Origin of the sequence: Bordetella genomosp. 9 (genome assembly GCF_002261425.1) — a bacterium.
Taxonomy (GTDB): Bacteria; Pseudomonadota; Gammaproteobacteria; order Burkholderiales; family Burkholderiaceae_B; genus Bordetella_C.
The window spans coordinates 213,661-235,730 of the sequence record NZ_NEVJ01000003.1 but is presented as its reverse complement, the minus strand read 5'-3'; the positions used below and the strand labels follow the sequence as shown (position 1 = coordinate 235,730).

The window sequence follows — 22,070 nt, the reverse complement described above, 5'->3', positions numbered from 1 at the left end:
GTCGCGGCCGCCTTCCGATTCAGATGACCGGCGCCAGGCCGCCGGTCATCGGCACCACGGCACCTATCACGTAGCTGGCCCGTTCGCTGGCCAGGAACACCGCGACGTCGGCGATCTCTTCCGGCTCCGCATAGCGTCCCAGCGGAATACGCCCTTCTCCCTGGCGACGCGCCTCATCCACGCTGACACCCATGGTCCTGGCTTCGACAGCCAGGCCTTCCTGTACGCGCTCGGTCACCGTGGCGCCGGGGTTGATGGCATTGATGCGGATGCCGTACTGCGCGTAGTGGAAGGCCGAGCCCACCGTGGCCAGCATCAGCGCCGCGTTCGCGGATCCGCCCGCCAGATGGGTCGCGGTGGGCGTCTTGCCGCCGGAACCGATGATATTGACGATGGCGCCCTTGGCGCCGCGCGCGCGCAGCCGGCGCAGCACCTCGTCCTGCGTGTGGACGTAGGTGAAGAACTTGGCGTCCATGGCGGCGCGCCACTTCGTGGCGTCCAGCGTTTCGGGATCGTGCCGCCGCGCGGCGCCGGCGCTGTTCACCAGAATGTCGATGGGGCCGAGTTCGGCTTCGATGCGGGCGACGGCCTGCGCCGCCTGGGCCGGGTCGATCAGGTCCGCCGGCACCGCGCACACATGCCCGCCTTGCCGCGTCAGCTGGGTGCGCGCCGCTTCCAGCGCTTCGGCGTTGCGCGCCACGATGCCCACCCGCACGCCTTCCTTGACCAGGGCCTTGGCGACCGCCAGGCCGATCCCCTTGCTGCCGCCTGTCACGACGGCCGTCTTGCCATGCAAACCCAGATCCATATGCCTGCTCCGTTGACCGGCCCCAAGGCCGTGCGGCGATCGTACTGCGATCGTGGCATGGGGCCAATCGGCGGCGGCCGGGCCGCATCCTTGCCGTGGGCCGGGCGGCTAGGCCGTGTCCTTGCCATTGGCGCGGCGGCGCGCCGGCGGCCGCGACACGGCGGCGGATGCGCCGGCCTTGGACGGCGCGGCATCGCGCGCCTCTTTCAGGCTGGCTTCGATCAAGGCCTCCACCATCCAGAAGACGATGGATTCCACCTCCTTGTTCCTGGCGCCCCAGATGTCCTTGAGGATGATGTGGGGTTCGATCCCATAGATGATGGACAGGGCTTTCTGCAGGCGATCGATCGCCTTGGCCGGCACGCGGGTACGGAAGGGCTCGACGGCGTGCGCCAGGATACGGATGCGGTGTCCCCGCCGGTAGGGTTCTTCTTCGAGGATGCCGGCGCGTTCCAGCGCCTGGTGCTCCAGCGCCAGTTGCGCGGCCGCGCGCATGTGCGGTTCGAATTCCTTGAAACGGATGAAGGTCGATTCGAACAGCTCGGTGATGCGCGCGCGTCCGTCGCTCTGCGACGATGACCAGGACCGTACCGGACCGAGCGCCGTATCCACCATGGCCGTGATCAGGCGGCTGCGCGTGGGGAAATAGCGGTAGGCGGTGGCGCGCGACACCTGCGCGCGCTTGGCGACTTCCGCGACTGTCGGGGTATGCCCTTCCTCGATCAGGCTGCTGGCGGCTTCCATCAACAGCTTCCAGGTGCGCGCGCGCGGCCCCCGGGTCGGTGCCTGCGGCACGGCGGTCATTGCGTTAGGGGTATATCCCATGCTCGGGTGTCCAGATTTTTATTGACAGCTAAAAGACCGTCTTCTAGCATGATTTGGAAAACGAGACACGTATCTTAAATCGGATCGTGAGTCTCACCAGCTGTATCGCTGACTATTCCAAGAAAAAATCCTCGTCGAGGAGACAAACGTGACGACCGTTATCCAACGGCCAGCCGGCGCCTGTCCGGCTGACGCGATGCCCGCGCTCGCCTGTGTCATCGTGCTCGCCGCGAGCGACGCGCCATGAGTACCGAGTTCGTCAGCCGCATCGCGGTGGAAGTCGACGGCCAGGGCGATGCGGCGGTGTGCGTCCACGGCCTGGGGGGATCGTCGAACAACTGGACGCCCGTCATGGAAGCGCTGAACCGCTTCCGCGTCCTGCGCATCGACATGCCCGGCAGCGCGCGATCGCATGCCGTACAAGGCCCGCTCACCATCGATAGCCTGGCGCAGGCGGTGCGCGATGTCTGCGCGCGCCTGGGGGTGACGCGCGCCCACCTGCTTGGACATTCGCTGGGCACCATCGTCTGCTTCAAGCTGGCGACCGAATCGCCGGAGCTGGTGCGCAGCCTGGCGCTGTTCGGCCCCATGCTCTGCCCACCCGATGCCGCGCGCCCCAACATACGGGCCCGCGCCCAGCGCGCCCGCGACGAGGGTGTGGCCGGCATGCAGGCGATCGCCGACGCCATCGTGGCGGGCGCGACGTCCGCCGACACCCGGCAGCACCAGCCGGCGGCGGTGGCACTGGTGCGCGAGAGCGTGATGCGCCAGGATCCGGAGGGCTACGCGCGCAGTTGCGAGGCCCTGGCCGATGCCCAGCCCGCGCCCGTCGAGCGCATCGCCTGCCCGACCTTGCTGGTGACGGGCGATGAAGACGGCGTCGCGCCGCCGCAGTCCGTGCGCGCCATCGGCGACAGGATCGCCAACAGCCGCGTGGTCGTCTATCCGCGTTGCGGACACTGGACCACCTTCGAGCGGCCGGCCGAATGCCTGCGTGAATTGAAAGACTTCTATTCGGCACACGCGCGCTGATCCGCGCGCGTGCTGGTCGCCACACCCTATCGCCAGGAGACCGCCATGGCAGAGGTGCTATTCACCAACGTACGGGTATTCGATGGAACCGGCACGCTTCCGTATACCGGGGAAGTGCTGGTGCAGGGCAACCGCATCGCGCGCGTGTCGCGATCCACGCGTTCATTGCCCGTCGGCGGCGTGACGGTGGTGGACGGCGCCGGCGCCTTCCTGATGCCGGGGATGACCGAAGCGCATACGCATTTTTCCTGGAATGACCAGCCTTCGCTGGACGCCATCCAGCGCATGCCGGTGGAAGAGCACGTGGTGTGGTGCATCAACGTCGCGCGCCGCTACCTGGATATGGGCTGGACGTCATGCGTCGGCGCGGCCACCGCGAAACCACGGCTGGACGTGGTGACGCGCAACGCCATCCGCGACGGCCAGATCGTCGGCCCGCGCTACCTGGCGGCCAGCCAGGAAATTACCACCACCGGGGGCCTGGGCGATTCGACGCCGCCCCACCTGCCCTATCCGGAACTGAGCTTCGGCGCCATCGTCAACGGCCCGGAAGAGATGCGCAAGATGGTGCGCCTGTTCGTGAAGTATGGCGTCGACCAGTTGAAGATCAATCTTTCGGGCGAGTACATCGCCGGCCTGCCGGCCGAGATGACGCAGTTTTCCGAAGAGGAAGTCGCCATGTGCGTGACCGAGGCCAAGCGCTTCGGCAAGCGGGTGGCCGCGCATGCCCGGTCCTGCGAGTCCATCAAGCAGTGCGTCCGCCATGGCATCGACATCATCTACCACGCCAGCTTCACCGACGAGGAATCGCTGGACATGCTGGAGTCGAAGAAGGATCAGGTGTTCGTGGCGCCGGGTCTGGCCTGGCTGGTGAACACCTCGTACCACGCCAGCGAGTGGGGCCTGACGCCGGAGATCACCGCAAAGATGGGCTACCACCGCGAACTGGAAGTGGCGGTGGAGTCCATGAAGAAAATGCATCGACGCGGGATCCGCATCCTGCCCGGCGGCGATTACGGCTTTGCCTGGACGCCGCACGGTACCAACGCGACCGACCTGGAGTACTTCGTCAAGTACGTCGGCATGTCGCCGCAGGACGCCCTGCTGTCGGCCACCACGCTGGGCGGCCAGATCATGATGCAGGGTAACGAGCTGGGCCAGATTCGCGACGGCTACCTTGCCGACCTGCTGCTGATCGACGGCGATCCCCTGGCCGATATCCGCATCCTGCAGGACAGGAAGCGCATCCTGGCCGTGATGAAGGATGGCGAGTTCCATCGCGCCCCGCAGATCGTCAGCGCGCGCAGCACGCGCTGGGCGGCCTGAACCGGCGGATGGGCAGCGACGTGAAACGCTACGCGACCTGGACGCTGGCCATTGCCGCCGCGGCCATCCTGCTGGCGCTGGCGGGGACCGCCATCGCGGACAACGCGCGCCTGTTCGGGCTGTCGCTGTTGAACGGACTGACGCTGGCCGCCCTGTATTTCCTGGTGGCCAGCGGCTTCACGCTGGTGTTCGGCCTGATGCGCAACGTCAACCTGGCGCACGGATCGCTGTTCCTGCTGGGCGGCTACGTGGGCTACACGGTCGGCGATGCGTCGGGGTCCTGGTTCCTGGCCTTGGCGGCCGGTTTCCTGGCGACGGCGCTGGCGGGGCTGCTGCTGCAGCTGCTGGTCTTCCAGTACATGGAAGGACAGGACCTGCGGCAGACGCTGGTGACGCTGGGCCTGTCCATCGTCCTTGCCGACGTCTTCCTGTGGATCTGGGGCGGCGAGGCCTATCAATTCGACCCGCCGGGCTGGCTGATGGGCACGGTGGGCGTGCCGGGCGTCGGCAAGTACTCGGGATTCCGGCTGGTGGTGCTGTTGTCGGCGGTCGTCATCGGCCTGGCGCTGTGGCTGTTCCTCAACCGCACGCGCATCGGCATGATGATACGCGCCGGCGTCGACAACAAACGCATGCTGTCGGCCAGCGGCGTGAACGTGCAAAAGGTGTTCGCGATTACCTTCGCGGTGGGCGCGGGCCTGGCCGGCTTCGCCGGCGTCATGGGCGGCACCGCCTTGTCCATCGCGCCGGGCGAGGACGTGCGCTACCTGCTCGCGTCGCTGATCGTGGTGATCGTCGGCGGCATGGGCAGCATCACCGGCGCGGCCGTCGGCGCGCTGCTGATCGGGCTGGCGGAGACTTTCGGGCTGGCCTACGCGCCGACCTATGGGGTGGTGTTCACCTTCCTGATCATGGTCGCCGTGCTCGCCTTCCGCCCGCAGGGGCTGATGGGCAGGCGGGCCTGAACGCGCGCATGGAAGCAACAGGAAAAGCAACAGCGGGAGCAACAGGACGATGAGTGCGGCGAAATGGCGGCGCGTCATGTCAGAGGGTCCGGCGGCGTATCCCGCGGCGGGCGCGGATTTCAATGGTGCCGCCGGCCTGAAGCGTTCCGCGGACGGGGCAGGCGCCGCGGCCGCGCCGCACACCGCCGCCCGCCGCGCGGGCGTACGTCCGCGCCAGGCGATCGCGCATATCGCCATTATCGCCGCCCTGCTGCTGTACCCGCTGGTGGCCACGCCGTTCTTCACCTTCCAGGTGGGCGCTCAATCGCTGGTACTGGGGCTGATCGCCCTGTCGCTGGCCCTGCTGGCCGGCTACGGCGGCATGGTGACGCTGTCGCAGATGACGGTGGCCGGCATCGCGGGTTATGCGGTGGCCCTGCTGGGCACCAACGCCGATCCCGCGCACAGCCTGGGGTGGCCCTGGTGGCTGGCGGTGCTCGCGGCGCTGGCGATCGGCACGCTGGCCGCCACGCTGATCGGCGTGCTCGCCGTGCGTACCGAAGGCATCTACACCATCATGATCACGTTGGCGATCGGCGTGGCGTTCTTCTACCTGGTGCAGCAGAACTACACGGTGTTCAACGGCTTCCAGGGGTTGGCGCGCATCCTGCCGCCGCCGATCCATGGCGCCGACCTGCGCGGCCCGGCAGCCTTCTACTACACCAGCCTCGCCTGCGCCGCGCTGGGCTACGCGGGCGTGGCCTACATCGCCCGCGCGCCCTTCGGCATGGCGCTGCAAGGCATACGCGACAACCCGCGCCGCATGCGGGCGCTGGGCTTCGACGTCACCGCCCATCGCATCGCCGCGCACGCGCTGGCCGGCCTGATCGCCAGCGTGGGGGGCGTGCTGCTGGTCTGGTACAACTCGCAGATCTCCCCCGGCTCGGTCAACACCACGGCGATGATCAACATCCTGATCGTCGCCGTGCTGGGCGGCATGCGCCATCCGGCCGGCGCCTTCCTGGGCGCCCTGCTCTTCGTCCTGCTGCAGAACTTCGCCATCGATCTGGTGGACCGCGAACGGTTCAACCTGGTGATCGGCGGCGTGTTCCTCCTGGTTCTGATGGTTTCGCCGGATGGCCTGATGGGCCTCCTGCGGCGCTTGCGCGGGCCGGCTCGCCCCGCCGTGCAGGTCGATTCGAAAGGCGCAAGCCTCGCGCCTCTATCCAGTGGCATAACGACTAGAACCAGGAGACACACATGAACCACGCGATCATCGCATTCCGCGCCCGGCCATCCAGGCGGCGCGCCGTCCTGGCCGCCGGCACGCTGGCGCTGGCGCTCGCCGCCGCGCTGGGCGCGCATCCCGCGCGGGCCCAGGAAGTCATCAAGATCGGCGCGCTGGCCACGCTGGAAGGTCCGTTCGCCGTGCCCGGCCAGGACGGCATGCGCGGCGTGGACCTGGCGGTCGCGCAGCACAAGGGCATGGTGGCCGGCAAGAAGATCGAAATCATCAAGGCCTCGTCCAACGGCAATCCGGATACGGCGGTCAACGCCGCGCGCAAGCTGGTGGAGCAGGACGGCGTGCAGATCCTGATCGGACCGCTTTCCGGCTCGGAAGGCATCGCGGTGAAGAACTATGCCAAGACCCACCCCGAGGTGACCTTCGTCAACGGGTCGTCCGCCGCGCAGGGCACGACGCTGCAGGACCCCGCGCCGAACTTCTTCCGCTTTTCCACCGACGGCGCGCAGTGGCAGGCCGGCCTGGGCAGCTACGCCTACAAGGACAAGGGCTACAAGCGGATCGTCTCGGTGGCCGAGGACTATTCCTTTCCCTATTCGCTGCTGCAGGGCTTCATGATCGAGTTCTGCAAGGCCGGCGGCAAGGTGGTGGACAAGCATTGGGTGCCCCTGGGGACCAAGGACTATTCGTCGGTGATCGCGCGGCTGCCCGACAACATCGACGCGATTTACGTCGCCCTGGGCGGTTCGGATGCCGTGAACTTCTTTTCGCAATACGAACAGGCCGGCGGCGACAAGCCCTTGATCGCCGGATCCATCACCATCGATCAATCGGTGCTGGGCTACAAGGGCAAGCGGCGCGACGCGCTGATCGGCACGCCTTCGGCCGGGCCCATCGCCGACAACTACGACGACCCCGCCTGGAAGAAATTCGTCGCCGACTATCGCGCCGCCTACAAGGACGGCCTGCCCAGTCCCAGCCTGTTCGCGCACGCCTACTATGTCAATACCAAGGCCGTGCTGGATGCGCTGGAGCAGGACAAGGCCGACCTGTCCAACAACCAGGCCAAGCTCAGGCAGACGCTGTCGACCATGACGGTGTCCACGCCGACCGGCAACGTCAAGCTCGACGAGAACCGCAATGCGGTGGCCAACATCTTCCTGACGGAAGTGGCGAAGAACAGCGACGGCACGCTGTACAACAAGTTCGTCAAGGTCATCCCCGACGTCAACCAGCGGCTGGGACTGTCGAAGGCCGAATTCGACAAGATGGGCCTGGGCTCGCGTACCAATCCGGAGTGCAAGTGAACGGCGTGCACGCGGCGACGGGGTTTTCTTCCGGCAACGCGCTGGAACTGCACGGGATTACCCGGGCGTTCGGCGCGCTCAAGGCCATCGACGGCGTGTCCTTCAACGTCGAGGCGGGCCGGCGCCATGCCGTACTGGGTTCCAACGGCGCGGGCAAGACCACCCTGTTCAACATGATCACCGGCGACTTTCCGGTGACGGCCGGCCGCGTGCTGCTGTTCGGCGAGGACGTGACCGCCCTGCCGCCCTGGGAACGCATCCGGCGCGGCCTGCGCCGCACCTATCAATCGTCGCTGCTGTTCCGCGACCTGAGCGTGCGCGACAACCTGTACCTGGCGGTGCGCGGCGTGGCGCGCGGACGCTTCAGCCTGCGGCGCACGGGGCGCGCGTCGGCGTCCGACGCGGCGGCGGACGAGCTGCTGGAGCACGCCCGCCTGTCGCGGCTGGCGGATACGCCGGTCGCGCTGCTGTCGCATGGCCAGCAGCGCCAGCTGGAGATCGGCATGGCGTTGGCCGGCGCGCCGCGCCTGATCCTGTTCGACGAGCCGGCGGCGGGCCTGTCGCCCGCCGAGCGCCGCGAACTGGTGGCGCTGCTGCAGGCGCTGCCGCGCCACATCGGCTACGTGATCATCGAACACGACCTGGAAATCGCGCTGTCGGTGGCGACCCGGGTCACCGTCATGCACAACGGCCGCGTGCTGCGGCATGGCACGCCCGCCGAGATCGAAAGCGATCCCGACGTGCAGGCGATCTACATGGGGGAGCGCCAGCATGGCCATTGACGCGCACGGAGCGAACGCCGGCGGAGCCGCGCCGGGCCGGCACGCGCCCGGCGCGGCGGCGGGGGCAGCGGCCAGCGCAGCGGCCGGAAAGGATGCGCCGGTGCTGGACATCGTCAACCTGAACGTGTTCTACGGCAGCGCGCACGCGCTGCACGACGTGTCGTTGACGCTGCCGCACGGCGTGCTGGCGGTGGTGGGCCGCAACGGCATGGGCAAGACGACGCTGTGCAACGCCGTCACCGGCCTGGTGCCGGCGCGCGGCGCGATCCGGCTGCACGGCCGCGACATCCTGAGCAAGCCGCCGCACGTCATCGCCGAAATGGGCATCGGCTATGTGCCGCAAGGCCGCCACGTCTGGCCGTCGTTGACGGTGGACGAGCATTTCCGGCTGGCGTCGCGCAGCGCGCGGCGTGGCGACTGGACAGTGGATCGCGTATATGCGACCTTCCCGCGGCTGGCGGAACGGCGCCACAACGGCGGCGCGCAGCTGTCCGGCGGCGAGCAGCAGATGCTGGCGATCGGTCGCGCGCTGCTGTTCAACCCCAGCCTGCTGGTGATGGACGAACCGACGGAAGGCCTGGCCCCGGTCATCGTGGACCAGGTCGCCGCGATGCTCAAGACCCTGGCGGGCGAAGGCAGGATCGCGGTACTGCTGATCGAACAGAACCTGGGCGTGGCGATCGACGTCGCCGATACGGTGGCGGTATTGGTCAATGGCCAGGTGGCGCGCGTCATGCCGGCCGCGCAATTGGCGGCGGATCGGGCCTTGCAGCAACGGCTGCTGGGCGTGGCGTCGGGGACGGGCGGCGGCGTGGAGGGACGCGTTGATGGAGGCGCTGAAGGAGGCGCTGAAGGAGGCGCTGATGGCGCCGTTGATGGCGCCGGTCCATTGCCGCGCGGCGAGGCGCCGCATGCGGGCGTGGTGGAAGTCCTGACGATACGCCGCGAGCACGGCGGCACGGCGCCGGCCCTGCCGCGGGCGCCAGATGGCTATAACCGCTGGCAGGCCGCCGGAACTGCCTCGCCATCCGGGACATCCGGGACATCCGGGACATACGGGACATTCGGGACACCCGGGACACCCGGGACCCCCGGGCCCCCCGGGACATCCGGGACATCCGGGACATCCGGGACATCCGGGACATCCGGGACATCCGGGACATCTGGGACATCGGGAACACCGGGAACGCCGGGAACGCCGGGGATATCCGGCGCAACCACCGGGCCCGGCGACCACCCCGCCCCCTACAACCACTCCCCCATCCTGCCCCCCGCCGGCGCGTTGGCCGACCGCGCGGCCTACATCGTCGGCACCTTCGACACCAAGGCACGTGAACTGATGCTGCTGCGCGACTGCCTGCAACGCCTGGGCCTGCGCACCGTCACCGTCGACGTGTCGACGTCCGGACAGGCTTCACCCGCGTCGATCCATCCCCGCGACGTCGCGCGGCACCATCCGGGCGGCGAGCAGGCGGTCTTCACCGGCGATCGCGGCAGCGCCGTCTCGTCCATGGCGCAGGCGCTGGCGCGTTTCCTGCCGGGCCGCCGCGACCTGGGCGGCGTCATCGGCGCCGGCGGCTCCGGCGGCACGGCGCTCATCAGCGCGGGCATGCGCGCCCTGGCGGTCGGCGTCCCGAAGGTGCTGGTGTCGACCGTCGCGTCCGGCGACGTCCGCCCCTACGTCGGCCCCAGCGATATCTGCATGATGTATTCCGTGACGGACGTCGCCGGCATCCATCCCATCAGCAGCCAGGTTCTCGGCAACGCCGCGCACGCGCTGGCCGGCATGGTGCTGCATCGCCGGCCGCCGCCACCCGCCCAAAGGCCTGCCGTCGGCCTGACCATGTTCGGCGTCACGACGCCCTGCGTACAGGCGGTGACGGCGGCATTGGGCACCGATTATGACTGCATGGTGTTCCACGCCACCGGCATCGGCGGCAACTCCATGGAAAAGCTGGTGGAATCGCATCTGCTGCAAGGCGTGATCGACGTCTCCACCACCGAAATCGCCGACGAAATCGTGGGCGGCGTGTTTTCCGCCGGACCCGGCCGCCTGGATGCCATCATCGAAACCGGCATCCCCTATGTCGGCTCATGCGGCGCGCTGGACATGGTGAACTTCATGGCCATGGCGACCGTGCCGGAACGCTTCCGCTCGCGCAAGCTGTACCGCCACAACGACAACGTCACGCTGATGCGCACCACCGCGGAAGAAAACCGCCGCATCGGCGCCTTCCTGGCCGACAAGTTGAATCGCATGCCGGGTCCCGTGCGCTTCCTGCTGCCCGAAGGCGGCGTGTCCGCCATCGATATTCCCGGCCAGCCATTCTGGGATCCCGACGCGGACCGCGCCCTGTTTTCCGCCATCGAGGAAGCCTTCCGCCCCACGGCCACGCGCCGATTGCAGCGGCTGCCCTATCACATCAACGATCCGCGCTTCGCCGATGCGCTGGTGCGTGCCTTCCATGAGATCCATGCGCCGCCCCGCGCTTTCCCGTCCGCCGCTTTTTCATCCACAGGCCAGGAGAACGATCATGCCACGCATCGCGCGTGAAACCATACTCGAACGCCTGCGCGGCATGATCGCCCGCGGCGAGCCCATCATCGGCGCGGGCGCCGGCACGGGACTTTCCGCGCGTTGCGAGGAAGCCGGCGGCGTGGACCTGATCGTGATCTACAACTCGGGCCGCTACCGCATGGCGGGCCGCGGCTCGCTGGCCGGCCTGATGGCCTACGGCAACGCCAACGAGGTCGTCCTGGAGATGGCGCGCGAAGTGCTGCCCGTGGTCGACCGTACCCCAGTTCTGGCCGGCGTCAACGGCACGGATCCCTTCATGCTGGCCGAACCCTTCCTGCGCCAGTTGCAGGCACTGGGCTTCTCCGGCGTGCAGAACTTCCCCACCGTCGGCCTGATCGACGGCGTGTTCCGCGCCAACCTGGAAGAAACAGGCATGAGCTACGCCATGGAAATCGACATGATCGCGCGCGCCCATGCGCTGGACATGCTGACCACCCCATACGTATTCAGCGAAGCGAACGCCGCCGATATGGCGCGGGCCGGCGCCGACGTCGTCGTGTGCCATCTGGGCCTGACCACCGGCGGCGACATCGGCGCGCGCACCGCGCTGACGCTAGACGACTGCGTGCCACGCATCCAGGCCTGGGCGGAGGCGGCCCGGGCCGCCCGCGACGACGTGATCGTGCTGTGCCACGGCGGCCCGATCTCCGCGCCGGAGGATGCCGCCTACATCCTGTCCGCCTGCCCGCAATGCCACGGCTTCTTCGGCGCCTCCAGCATGGAGCGCCTGCCGGCCGAAACCGCGCTGACGGAAACCGCGCGCCAGTTCAAGCAAATCACCCGATAAAAGAGGCTCATCATGTCAGGCTCACAATTCGGCACTTTCCTGCTGATCGTGCTCGCGATCGCGATCGTGGCCGCCATCGTCGTCGGACTGCTGCACTGGCTGTACCTGCGGGCATCCAAGGAACGCGCCTTCGTCCGCACCGGACTGGGGGGGCAGCGCGTGGTGCTGGACGGCGGCGCCCTGGTGCTGCCCATCGTCCATGATGTCATCCCGGTCAACATGAGCACGCTGCGCCTCGAGGTCTCGCGCGGCCGCGACAAGGCCCTGATCACCAAGGACCGCATGCGCGTGGACGTCATCGCCGAGTTCTACGTGCGCGTGCAGGCGAGCGCGCAGGCGGTGGCCGACGCCGCGCAGACGCTGGGACAACGCACCATGGCGCCGGAGCAGTTGAAGGAATTGCTGGAAGGCAAGTTCGTCGACGCACTGCGCACGGTGGCGGCCGAACTGACCATGGAAGAGCTGCACGAGCGGCGCGGCGACTACGTGCGGCGCGTGCGCGAGGCCGTCGCCGAGAACCTGATCAAGAACGGCCTTGAGCTGGAAGCCGCTTCGCTGACCCAGCTGGACCAGACGTCGATGGAGTTCTTCAACCCCAGCAACGCCTTCGATGCCGAAGGCCTGACCCGCCTGACCGAACAGATCGAGCGGCGTAAAAAGCAGCGCAACGACATCGAGCAGGACACGCTGATCGCGATCCGCAACAAGAACCTGGAGGCGGAAAAGCTGTCCCTGGACATCGATCGCGAATCGGAAGGCGCGCGCCTGGCGCAGGAACGCGACCTGGAGATCGCCCGCGCCGAACAGCGCGCGACGCTGGCGCGCGAACGGGCCGAGCGCGACAAGGAAGGCCAGCGCGCGCAGATCGCCGCGCAGCAGGCGGTGGAAGAAGCCCGCCTGCGCGCGGAACAGATCGTCGAATCCAACCGCATCAACAAGGACCGCGAACTGCAGGCGGCGGAAATCGAACGCCGCAAGGCCGTCGAACTGGCCGAACAGCAGCGTTCCATCGCCGTGGCCATGCAATCGAAATCCCAGTCCGAAGCCCAGGCCGCGGCCGACACGGCGCGGGCGCTGGCCGTCGCCGCCGAGGAAAAAATCTTCACCGCGCGCGAACTGGAGATGGCCGAGCGGCGCAAGCGCATCGAACTCGTCGCCGCCGCGCAGGCGGCCGAACGTGAAGCCCTGGGCGTGCGCGTCGCCGCGGAGGCCGAGCGCGCCGCCAGCGAAGACCGCGGTTACGCGATGCGCGCCCAGGCCGAAGCGGAAGCCGACGCCGATCGCATCCGCCTGGCCGCCGCCCGCATCCGCCACGAGGTCGAAGCCGAAGGGCTGCGCATGATGAACGAGTCCTCCAACATCCTGACGCCCGAAGCGCGCGCGTCCGCCCTGCGCATGCGCCTGCTCGAAAAAGTGGAAGGCATCATCCGCGAATCGGTCAAGCCGATGGAGAAGATAGACAGCATACGCATCATGCACGTCGACGGCATGGGCGGCGGCGGCGCGGGCGGCCACGACCACGGCGGCACGTTTTCCGACGGCGTCGTCAACTCCGCCCTGCGCTTCCGCGCCCAGGCGCCCATCGTCGACCAATTGCTGAAGGAAATCGGCCTGGACAGCGCCGACATCAACCGGATGGCGGGCGCGACCACGCTGGCCGGGCCCGCCGGGGAGAAGAAAGCATGACCACGGTCTTCGTCTCCAGCGTCATCGACGCCCCGGCCGGCGACGTCTGGGCCGCCGTGCGGGACTTCGACGCCATGCCGCAGTGGCATCCGGTGATCGCCGATTCCATGATAGAGAACGGACTGACCGCCGATCGCGTGGGCTGCGTGCGCCGCTTCCACACACGCGACGGCGGGCTGATCCGCGAACAGTTGCTGGCCCTGTCCGACTACGACTACACCTTCACCTACGCCATCCTGGAAAGCCCCATGGGCGTTTCCGACTACGTTGCGACGCTGAAGCTGACGCCCGTCACCGACGGCGATCGCTGCTTCGGCGAGTGGAGCGCCGAATTCACCGCGCCGCCCGAGCGCGAAGCCGAGCTGAAGCGCTTCGTCGGCCAGGAAGTCTTCCTGGCGGGCTTTCACGCGCTGCAGGCGCGCCTGTCGACACGGCGCTGACCGTGCCTGCCGCCCGCGGTCAGTCAGTAATGCGGCGGCAGCTCGTCCCGCGGGCCGCCGGCGCCCCCCTTGGCGTCGCCCGCGTCGTCGATCTGCCGGCGCAACTGGCCGATGGTCTGCGCCAGCCGTTCTATCTGGGACTGCTGCCGGTGCACCACCTGATTCAGTTGCTCCAGCAGATCCTCGGCGAAGCCGGATTTGATTTCCAGCTCCTTGACGCTCCGCGCCAGGTCTTCTTCGGTCGTCATCAATACCCCAGAGCCGCCCCGGCGGGCCGGCGTTCGTCGTTCGCGCCATAGAGATAGCCCGGCCGCACCGCGCCCGATACCGACGCGTCATTGCCCGAGCTGGCCGCGCCCGGGCCTGCGGCTTCGTCGGGCAGCCCGACCAGCACCAGCTCGGCGGCGCCCCAAGGCGTCTGTTCGACCATCTTGTAGCCCATGCCGCGCAGGATGTTCAGCGTGTCGGGCGACAGGCCATATTTCTCGTAATAGACCTCGTCCGGCAGCCATTGGTGATGGACGCGCGGCGCATCCACCGCCTCCTGCGGCGCCATGCCGTGGTCGATGACGTTGATGGCGGTTTCCAGCGTAATGGTGATGATGCGCGAGCCCCCCGGCGAACCCAGCACCATGAAGGTCTTGCCGCCGCGCGTCACCAGCGTCGGCGCCATGGACGACAGCGGCCGCTTGCCCGGGGCGATCGCGTTGGTGGCGCCCTGCACCAGGCCGAACAGGTTCTGCGCCCCTATCTTCGTGGTGAAGTCGTCCATTTCGTCGTTCAGGAAGAAGCCGGTGCCGGGCGCGATGACGCCGGCGCCGAAGCGGCCGTTCACCGTGTACGTGGTGGACACCGCGTTGCCGTCCTTGTCGACGATGGAGTAATGCGTGGTCTCGGTCTTCTCATGCGGCGCCATGCCGGGCTGCACCTCTTTCGAAGGCGTGGCGCGGTCGCCGGCGATCTTTTCGCGTATCGACGCCGCGTACGACTTGCTCAGCAGGCGGCCCAGCGGGTTGTCGACGAAGGCGGGATCGCCCAGGTAGGTGTTGCGATCCATGTAGGCATGCCGCATGGCTTCGGTCATGACGTGCACGGATTGCGCCGATCCGTATCCCATGGCGCGCAGGTCGTAGCCCGACAGGATGTTCAGGATCTGGCACAGGGTGGCGCCGCCCGAGCTGGGCGGCGGCGCCGACACGAACACATAGCCTCGGTAATTGCAGGTGATAGGCGCGTTCTCCGTGATGGTGTAGGCGGCGAAGTCGGCGGCGCGGATCACGCCGCCGCCCTGCATCGAGGCCTGCTCGACGGCGGCCGGTATGCGGCCCTTGTAGAACGCATCGGGGCCATGGTCGGCGATGGCCTGCAGCGTGCGCGCCAGGTCGGCCTGCACCAGCCGGTCGCCCGGCTGCAGCGGCGTGCCGTCGGCACGCAGGAATATCCTGGCCGCGTCCGGATCGCGGCGGAACATATCCGTACTGGTATCCAGGATGTCCGTGTCGGCGCGTGTCAGGACGAAGCCTTCGCGCGCGAGCTTGATGGCCGGCGCCATGACGGCCTGGCGCGACAGCTTGCCGTACTTGCGCAGCGCCGTATCCATGCCCAGCACGGTGCCCGGCGTGCCTACCGCGCGATAGCCGTACAGGCTGGCGCCCTTGATCAACTGGCCCTTGCCGTCCAGGTACATATCGCGCGACGCGCCCGCCGGCGCGGTTTCGCGGAAATTGATGAAGGTATCCCGGCCGTCGGCCAGATGGATGGTCATGAAGCCGCCGCCGCCGATGTTGCCGCAGCAGGGATTGACGACGGCCTGGGCATAGCCCACCGCGACCGCCGCGTCGACGGCGTTGCCGCCCATCTTGAGGATATCGACGCCGACTTGCGAGGCCAGGTATTGCGAGGTCACCACCATGCCATTCCTGGCTTCGACGGCGGGACGCGATGCCGCCTGTGCGTGCGCGATGCATGAGGCCCAGAGCACGGTCGCGGCAAGCGATGCCGCCAAACGGCGAAAGCGCTGAATGTCCATCATTTCTTCCCTTGCGAACGGTGTGTTGTCCCCCGGATCAGCATTGTAAGATGCGTCCGATGTCCGATCCCCATTCCTCTCCTGACGCCATGACGCGACACCGCGTACTGTGCCTGCTGGGATACACCTTGGGCTATGCCTGCCTGGCCGCCGTCAGCATGCGCGAGCGCGACTCGGTCACGCTGTCCACGCTGTTCTGGCCGCCCGCGGGCCTGTTGATGGCGGCGCTCATGCTCAGTCCGCCGCGCCGCTGGATCGGCTGGATGGCCCTGGCCGCCGCGCTGCACGTCGCGATCGGCGTCGAGGTGGGAGACCGATCGGTGCCGGTCGCGCTGGTCTTCGCCTTGACCGACCTGGCGTTCTGCGGCGCCGTCGCGGCGCTGTGGCGCTGGCGCACCTACGCGCCCGCCATGCTGACGACCCTGCGCGCCACCCTGTGGTTCATCGTGGTGCTGGCCGTGGGCAGCATCGGCGGCGGAGTCCTGGCCGCGCTGGGCCTGCGCGCCGTGGACGCGTCGGCATCCGCCGCGCACTGGTATGTCTGGAGCCTGGCCGGCTTCGTCGGCTGCATCATCACGACACCGGCCATACTGGCCTGGTCGCGCTTCCGCCCCCGCGCGCTGGCCGAGCAGAATGTGCTGCATCTCTGGATAGGCCTGATCGCCGCCTTCGCCCTGCTGGCCGGGACGACGCTGGTTTTCAACAATCCGCCCAGCGGCGCGCACTTCATCTGGCATGACGGCTTCGGCGTGAGCTACGGCCCTTTGCTGTTCGTGGCCATCGTGGCGCTGGCGTGGGGCGCGGCCGGCAGCACCCTGACCGTCGCGGGACTCGCGCTGGTCGCCGGCTCCTACACCCTGAGCGGCATGGGTCCCTACGCCAATATCGACCATTTCACCGGCGAACCGCTGCTGGCGGTGCAAGGCTTCCTGGGCTGCGCGTCGCTGTTGAGCCTGGTCACCACCGCGCTTTCGGCCGACCGCGAACAGGCCCTGAAACGCACCGCCGCGCTGACCCGCCAACTGGAGGCCGCCCTGCGCGTGAGCGGCCAGGTTGCCTGGGAATACCGCCGCACGGAAGAACGCCTGTACTGGCTGGGCCGCCTGCCCTACGGCATCGACGTGGCGAACGAACCCATGCCGCTGGGGGATTGGCTGCGCCACGTGCACGAGGACGACCGCGACCAGGTGCGCGCCTGGTTAAACACCGGCACCGAATCGTACGCCTTGCGGCGCCTGCGCCTGCGGCTGCGCGGTTCGGACGGCGGCTACCATCCCATGGAAATGACGGGGTCCGCGCTCAGCCAGGTGCCGGACAGAATGACCGGACTGATGGGCATGGCGGGCGACGACGCGCGGTATTGAACGCCGCGCCGACGCCGAATGCCACCCCGCCATTGAACGCCGGGCCGCCGCCGGATTGAAACCGCGGCGTCACAGCTGCCGGGCTTCCCTGTCGATATCGTCGATGGTCGCCGCGAAGGCCCGCAGAAAGGCCTGCATGTCGGGCAGCAGGTCCGCACCCGGGGTATCGAGCAAGGCGGCCTCCAGCGCGTTGCCTTGGTCGACCACCGGCCAGTGCCCGAGCATCCCCAACGCACCCAGCGCGCGATGCAGCCAGTCCGCATAGCGCGCGCAGAACTGCGGCGTGAGTCCGGACCGCGCCTGGTCCAGGTCCGCCCGCAGGGCCGTCAACGAGGCCTGCAGGAACCCGCTCAGGGCAGCATCGTCCTGGCGGAAATTTTCCCTGAGCACCGCCAGAGCCAGTCCGCCTCGCGGCGCCGCCGGCGCGCAGTCCATTTCAAGCGCGGCCGTCACCGCTTCCGGCGGCAGGCACGTGAGCAGGACCGCCCGCAACCGGTCCAGCGTGACGGGTTTGCGGATATGGGCATCGATGTCCGGATCGCGCGACGGTTCCTCACGAGGCCGCGCGGTGACCATGGCGATGGGCAGGCGCGCCATGCCGCAGCGCGATTCTTCCTGGCGCCAGGCCTGGACCAGCTCGGCGCCCCCCATTGCCGGCATCTGGCAATCCGTCAGCAACATGGCATAGCGGCCCGAACGCAAAGCCTGCAGGGCCGTGGCGCCATCGGCGCGCGCGTCGCAGGCATACCCGAGCGCGGCGAGCTGCCTGCGGATCAGGTCGCGGTTGATCGCATGGTCGTCCACCACCAGCAGGCGCGGCGCGTCCGGGCCGAGCTCGACATCCGGCAGCGCGTCCATGGCCGCCGATGGGCCTGCATCCGATGCGTTCGCCTCCGACGGATTCGCATTCGATGCGATCGCACCCAATGGGATCGCCTTGGCGGGCAACGCCGCCATCGGCATCGCGCCGGCGCGCGCGGCGGCGGACGCGTCCGCCTGTCTTGCGATCGGCAGGCGGCAGACGAAGGTGGCCCGCGTGCCCTGCTCCGGCGCGCTGCTCAACAGCAGCTTGCCCCCCATCAGCGCGGCCAACCGGCTGGAGACGGACAGGCCCAGCCCGCTGCCGCCGTAATGCCGCGAAATCGACGTGTCGGCCTGCAGGAATGGCGTCATGACCTGCGCCAGTTTTTCCCTGGGTATGCCGATGCCCGTATCCGCCACGACGAAGCGCAGCGACTGATGGCCCGCATCCGACGCGTCCACGGTCAGCGTCAATCGCACCTCGCCATGCGCGGTGAACTTCGCGGCATTGCTGATCAGGTTGGTCAGGATCTGCCGGATCCGCAGGGGATCGCCCAGCAGCGCGTCGCCGAGCTTGTCGTCGATTTCATAGGGGGTCTTGACGCCGCGGCGGCGCGCGGGCTCGCCCATCACCATGACCACGCTCTGCACCATGGCGCGCAGGTCCACCGGCACAGATTCCAGGCTCATGCGGTTGGCCTCCATTTTGGAGAAATCCATCACCTGGTCCAGGATCTGCAGCAGCGAGTTGGTGGCCGCGTTGATGGCCCCCAGCATCTGCCGTTGCTCCGATCCCATCGATGCCCGCATGAGCAGGTCCAGCATGCCGATGATCCCGCTGAGCGGCGTCCGTATCTCGTGGCTCATGGTCGCCAGGAACGTCGCCTTGGCCAGGGCCGCGCTGTCCGCGAGATCGCGGGCCGCCTGCAATTGCGCTTCGACCGCGCGCCGCCGCATGACCTCGCGGCGCAACTGCCAATAGCCCAGCGACACGCCTACCGCGGTCGCCAGCAGCAGCAGGATGCCGGGGAAGATCTCGCGCCAGAATACCGCCGGCGCGATGACGAAGCTTTCGCTGATGTCGCCGGCTTGCGTGGCCGCACGCACGATGGCGGTGCCACGCTGCGCAGGCGCCGAAGGCTCGATGTCGGGCGACATGGCCGCCACGATGCGCGCCGGCGCCGTTGCATCGACATCGGCACGGGCATGCGCGTGGCCGCCGGACAAGGCGAATGCCAGGCAGGCCGCCAGGGACGCGGCGACGGCCGCCAGCGATCGGCGCGTCAATACAGGCATTCAGGCTCCGGCCGCCGCCAGCGCCAGTTGCTGCGCGCCCGCCTGCGGCCCCACCCGCATTTCGTGCGTGTGGAAGCGCGCCAGCGTATCGCGGTGGGCCACGCTGACGATGGCCGCGCGCGGCAGGCGTTGCAGCAGCGTTTCGTACAGATGGCGCTCGGTGTCGGTATCGAGCGAGGAAGTGGACTCGTCCATGAACAGGAAGTCGGGCTTGAGCAGCAGCGCGCGGGCGAACGCCAGGCGCTGCTTTTCACCGGGCGACAGGCGCCGCGACCACGCATCGACCACGTCCAGTTGCCCGGCATAGGCCTCCAGCCTGCACAGGCGCAACACGTCCGCGCACTCGGCGTCGCTGTAGGCTTCCGCGCTGTCGGGATAGCAGACGGCCTGCTTCAAGGTGCCGTCGGGCACGTACGCCATTTGCGGCAGGAACAGCGCGACGTGGCGCTTGTCGCCATCCGGGCCAGGCTGCCCGCCCGGAGCGGCGCCGGCGCCCGCGCCGGCATCGGCATAGCGTTGCATATCCGCTCCCGCCGGCATGGTCAGCGAGCCCGACGCATGCGGCCACAGGCCGGCCAGGGTGCGCAGCAGCGTGCTCTTGCCGGCGCCGGACGGGCCGCGCACCAGCCAGCGTTCGCCGGGACGCAGGCGGAACTCGGCCGGCACGTCCAGCGCCTGGCCATCGGGACGGAAGATCTGCAGGCCGCGCGCGGCGACCTCGTGGCCCTGCTCGCGCGTCAACCGGTCGGGATCGCCCTGCCCCATGCGCATGCTGAACTCACGCAAGCGGTTGATGGTGGCACGCCAGTCCGCCAGCGTGGCATAACTGTTGATGAACCACGAACAGGCGCCGCTGACCTGGCCAAAGGCGTTGTTCAGCTGCATGAGTACGCCCAGGGTGAAGGCGCCCGCGAAGTAGCGCGGCGCGGCGGCGACCAGCGGAAAGATCACGGCGATCTGCGAATAGATGGAATTGGCGAACACCAGCCGCTTGGTATAGCGCATGATTTCGCGCCAGTTGTTGCGCACGGCCTTGAAGGCCACGCGCGCGCGCCGGCCTTCCTGCGGCCCGCCATCGTAGAAGGCGATCTGCTCGGCGTTTTCGCGCACGCGCACCAGCAGCACGCGAAAATCGGCTTCCACTTTCTGCTGCCGATAGCCGACGTCGACCAGCCGGCGCGCGATCTTGTGCACCAGGAAGGAACCCAGGATGCCATAGCCGATGGCGACCCAGACCATATAGCCGGGGATATGCTCGGGATGGCCGAACACCGCGAACGCCAGCGCGCCCGACAGCATCCACAACAGGGAGACGAACACGCAGAAGGTGGCGATCGTCGATATCAGGTCGATGGACAGCGCCAGCGTATTGCTCGCCATGCTGCGCAGGTCCTCGGCGATACGCTGATCCGGGTTGTCCACGATACGGTCGCGTTCCATGCGGTAATAGGAACGGCTGATCAGCCATTGCCGCAGGTATACGTCGGTGAGCCACTGGCGCCAGCGGAATTCGAGCATCTGGCGGAAGTAGATCTGTGCGGTGCTCAACGCAATGAAAATGAAAGCCAGCAGCGTAAAAACCAAAATCAGGTGGGTGAACGCGGGAAGGTCGCGTTTATCCAGGGCATCATAGAACGTCGCGTACCAGGTGTTGACCCTGAGGTTCACATAGACGATTCCCAGATTCAACGCCAGCACCAACGCCAGCAGGCCCCTGGCCCGGTGGCGGTCTTCCGAGACCCAATATGGCTTGATCAGGCGCCAGGCCGAGATTTTCCGCCCGCCGTCGAATAGCGCCGCCAGGGTGGCGGGCGAGACGCGGGTGCCGCTGTCCAGGCTGTCCAGCCCGGGGCTCTCCAGCCCGGGGCTCTCCTGCCCGGAGCGCTGTTGCCTGGGGTTCCGCTGTTTTTCGCGATATGAAACCATGATTGACACTCGTGACGGGATGTCGTTATGACATCCCCCCGGCGAGAAGGTTTCAACGGGGCGCCGGACGGCGGCGTATCAGGGGCGGCGTATCAGTGCGGCGCGGGCGCGAGTGGAACTTCCGGCTTGCTGGCCGACCGGGTGTTCGGCAAGGGATGCGTATCGGCCGCGTGGTAGGTGTGGACCACGGACAGCTTGACCTGGTCGCTCTGGTTGCGGCCGGCGGCGTGCAAGGTTCTGCAATGAAAGAACAGAACGTCGCCCGGCGCCAGTTCCGGCGACACGGCGCGCGCGATCAAGGCCGCATTTTCGGGCAAGTCCTCGCGCAGGAACTGCGCGCCATCGAAACGCTCGGCCGGCAGCTCCATCACATGCGAGCCCGGGACCAGCCACAATCCACCGTTTTGCGCGGTCTCCCGCCCCAGGGCCAGCCAGGTGGAAACCAGGTCCTGCCGATCGAAGGACCAATAGCGGATGTCACGGTGCCAGCCGGTCAGGCTGCCGAAACGCGGATGCTTGGTCATCACGCAATTGTGATGCGCGCGGGACAGCACGGGTGTCTGGCCGAAATAGCGCTGCAAGGATTCCGCCACGGCGGGCGCGGTGGCCCAGGCCGCGAAGCGCGGATCGCGGGCATACGCATCCAGCAGGCGCCTGACGGTGCCGCCGCCTTCGGCCTGGCGCGAAACGGGCGCGCCGGGATAGGCCAGGTCGGCCTCGTATTCGACCGGCGCGACGGCCTGTTCGAGCTGGGCCTGCGCCAGTGCGCGCAGTTCATCGCGCTGCGCGGCGGGCAGGAAATCGGGTACGACCACAAAGCCCTGCTCACGCAGGATGTCGAGCTGGGCAGCTGTCAACGGCGAAGACATCGGGTATTCCACGCGGCCCGGCGCGTC

17 protein-coding genes and 2 pseudogenes are annotated in these 22,070 nt (G+C 68.1%); 12 read left to right on the top strand and 7 right to left on the bottom strand.

Annotation, left to right across the window (positions count from 1 at the left end; all coding sequences use genetic code 11):
• Window positions 1–19: 19 nt before the first annotated feature.
• Both CAL26_RS12315 and CAL26_RS12310 read right to left on the bottom strand, forming a co-directional pair.
• A complete protein-coding gene (locus CAL26_RS12315; protein ID WP_094847213.1) occupies window positions 20–808 on the bottom strand; it encodes an SDR family NAD(P)-dependent oxidoreductase in 789 nt (262 codons plus the stop codon).
• A 108-nt stretch (window positions 809–916) separates the two neighbouring features.
• Window positions 917–1,633: a TetR/AcrR family transcriptional regulator gene (locus CAL26_RS12310; RefSeq protein ID WP_094847212.1), complete on the bottom strand. Its 717-nt coding sequence runs from the start codon at window positions 1,631–1,633 to the stop codon at window positions 917–919.
• 243 nt (window positions 1,634–1,876) lie between these two features.
• Between CAL26_RS12310 and CAL26_RS12305 the strand changes: the two genes are divergently transcribed.
• From CAL26_RS12305 to CAL26_RS12250, 11 genes and pseudogenes are all read left to right on the top strand, one after another.
• Window positions 1,877–2,665 carry an alpha/beta fold hydrolase gene (locus tag CAL26_RS12305; protein ID WP_094847211.1) on the top strand — a complete coding sequence of 263 codons (789 nt, stop codon included), beginning with the start codon at window positions 1,877–1,879 and terminating at the stop codon, window positions 2,663–2,665.
• Window positions 2,666–2,710: 45 nt separating this feature from the next.
• Entirely contained in the window at window positions 2,711–3,991 is a 1,281-nt protein-coding gene (locus tag CAL26_RS12300; RefSeq protein ID WP_094847210.1) for a metal-dependent hydrolase family protein, read from the top strand.
• 20 nt (window positions 3,992–4,011) lie between these two features.
• Window positions 4,012–4,956 (top strand): branched-chain amino acid ABC transporter permease, encoded by a 945-nt coding sequence (locus tag CAL26_RS12295; RefSeq protein ID WP_218831542.1) that lies wholly within the window; start codon window positions 4,012–4,014, stop codon window positions 4,954–4,956.
• Between the two features lie 76 nt (window positions 4,957–5,032).
• A complete protein-coding gene (locus CAL26_RS12290; protein WP_179283345.1) occupies window positions 5,033–6,199 on the top strand; it encodes a branched-chain amino acid ABC transporter permease in 1,167 nt (388 codons plus the stop codon).
• Window positions 6,196–7,485, top strand: a complete 1,290-nt coding sequence (locus CAL26_RS12285; RefSeq protein ID WP_094847207.1) for an ABC transporter substrate-binding protein — start codon at window positions 6,196–6,198, stop codon at window positions 7,483–7,485. The genes CAL26_RS12290 and CAL26_RS12285 overlap by 4 nt, the downstream gene beginning before the upstream one ends.
• On the top strand, window positions 7,482–8,267 hold the full coding sequence (locus CAL26_RS12280) for an ABC transporter ATP-binding protein (RefSeq protein WP_218831541.1): 786 nt from the start codon (window positions 7,482–7,484) through the stop codon (window positions 8,265–8,267). Before CAL26_RS12285 ends, CAL26_RS12280 begins: the two co-directional genes overlap by 4 nt.
• Window positions 8,191–8,826: pseudogene (locus tag CAL26_RS28810) on the top strand (ABC transporter ATP-binding protein); the annotation flags it as partial. The gene CAL26_RS12280 and the pseudogene CAL26_RS28810, both read left to right, overlap by 77 nt.
• 723 nt (window positions 8,827–9,549) lie before the next feature.
• A pseudogene (locus tag CAL26_RS28805) lies at window positions 9,550–10,740 on the top strand (Tm-1-like ATP-binding domain-containing protein); the annotation flags it as partial.
• Between the two features lie 61 nt (window positions 10,741–10,801).
• Window positions 10,802–11,632: a phosphoenolpyruvate hydrolase family protein gene (locus tag CAL26_RS12260; protein WP_094847206.1), complete on the top strand. Its 831-nt coding sequence runs from the start codon at window positions 10,802–10,804 to the stop codon at window positions 11,630–11,632.
• 12 nt (window positions 11,633–11,644) lie between these two features.
• On the top strand, window positions 11,645–13,318 hold the full coding sequence (locus CAL26_RS12255) for a flotillin family protein (protein ID WP_094847205.1): 1,674 nt from the start codon (window positions 11,645–11,647) through the stop codon (window positions 13,316–13,318).
• Window positions 13,315–13,758 carry an SRPBCC family protein gene (locus CAL26_RS12250; RefSeq protein ID WP_094847204.1) on the top strand — a complete coding sequence of 148 codons (444 nt, stop codon included), beginning with the start codon at window positions 13,315–13,317 and terminating at the stop codon, window positions 13,756–13,758. Before CAL26_RS12255 ends, CAL26_RS12250 begins: the two co-directional genes overlap by 4 nt.
• Before the next feature lie 23 nt (window positions 13,759–13,781).
• On the opposite strand, the gene CAL26_RS12245 is transcribed toward CAL26_RS12250, so the two are convergent.
• The gene (locus CAL26_RS12245) at window positions 13,782–14,006 is read right to left on the bottom strand and encodes a SlyX family protein (protein WP_094847203.1); all 225 of its coding nucleotides are present in this window, start codon (window positions 14,004–14,006) and stop codon (window positions 13,782–13,784) included.
• Window positions 14,006–15,670: a gamma-glutamyltransferase gene (gene ggt, locus CAL26_RS12240; protein WP_256988621.1), complete on the bottom strand. Its 1,665-nt coding sequence runs from the start codon at window positions 15,668–15,670 to the stop codon at window positions 14,006–14,008. The genes CAL26_RS12245 and ggt overlap by 1 nt, the downstream gene beginning before the upstream one ends.
• 176 nt (window positions 15,671–15,846) lie before the next feature.
• Here ggt and CAL26_RS12235 point away from each other — a divergent pair, with 176 nt between their 5' ends.
• Window positions 15,847–17,151 (top strand): MASE1 domain-containing protein, encoded by a 1,305-nt coding sequence (locus tag CAL26_RS12235; protein WP_179283344.1) that lies wholly within the window; start codon window positions 15,847–15,849, stop codon window positions 17,149–17,151.
• Window positions 17,152–17,220: 69 nt separating this feature from the next.
• On the opposite strand, the gene CAL26_RS12230 is transcribed toward CAL26_RS12235, so the two are convergent.
• From CAL26_RS12230 to CAL26_RS12220, 3 genes are all read right to left on the bottom strand, one after another.
• Window positions 17,221–19,248, bottom strand: a complete 2,028-nt coding sequence (locus tag CAL26_RS12230) for an ATP-binding protein (protein ID WP_094847200.1) — start codon at window positions 19,246–19,248, stop codon at window positions 17,221–17,223.
• The gene (locus CAL26_RS12225) at window positions 19,249–21,174 is read right to left on the bottom strand and encodes an ABC transporter ATP-binding protein/permease (RefSeq protein ID WP_094847199.1); all 1,926 of its coding nucleotides are present in this window, start codon (window positions 21,172–21,174) and stop codon (window positions 19,249–19,251) included.
• Between the two features lie 92 nt (window positions 21,175–21,266).
• Entirely contained in the window at window positions 21,267–22,043 is a 777-nt protein-coding gene (locus CAL26_RS12220; protein ID WP_094847198.1) for a phytanoyl-CoA dioxygenase family protein, read from the bottom strand.
• Window positions 22,044–22,070 lie beyond the last annotated feature (27 nt).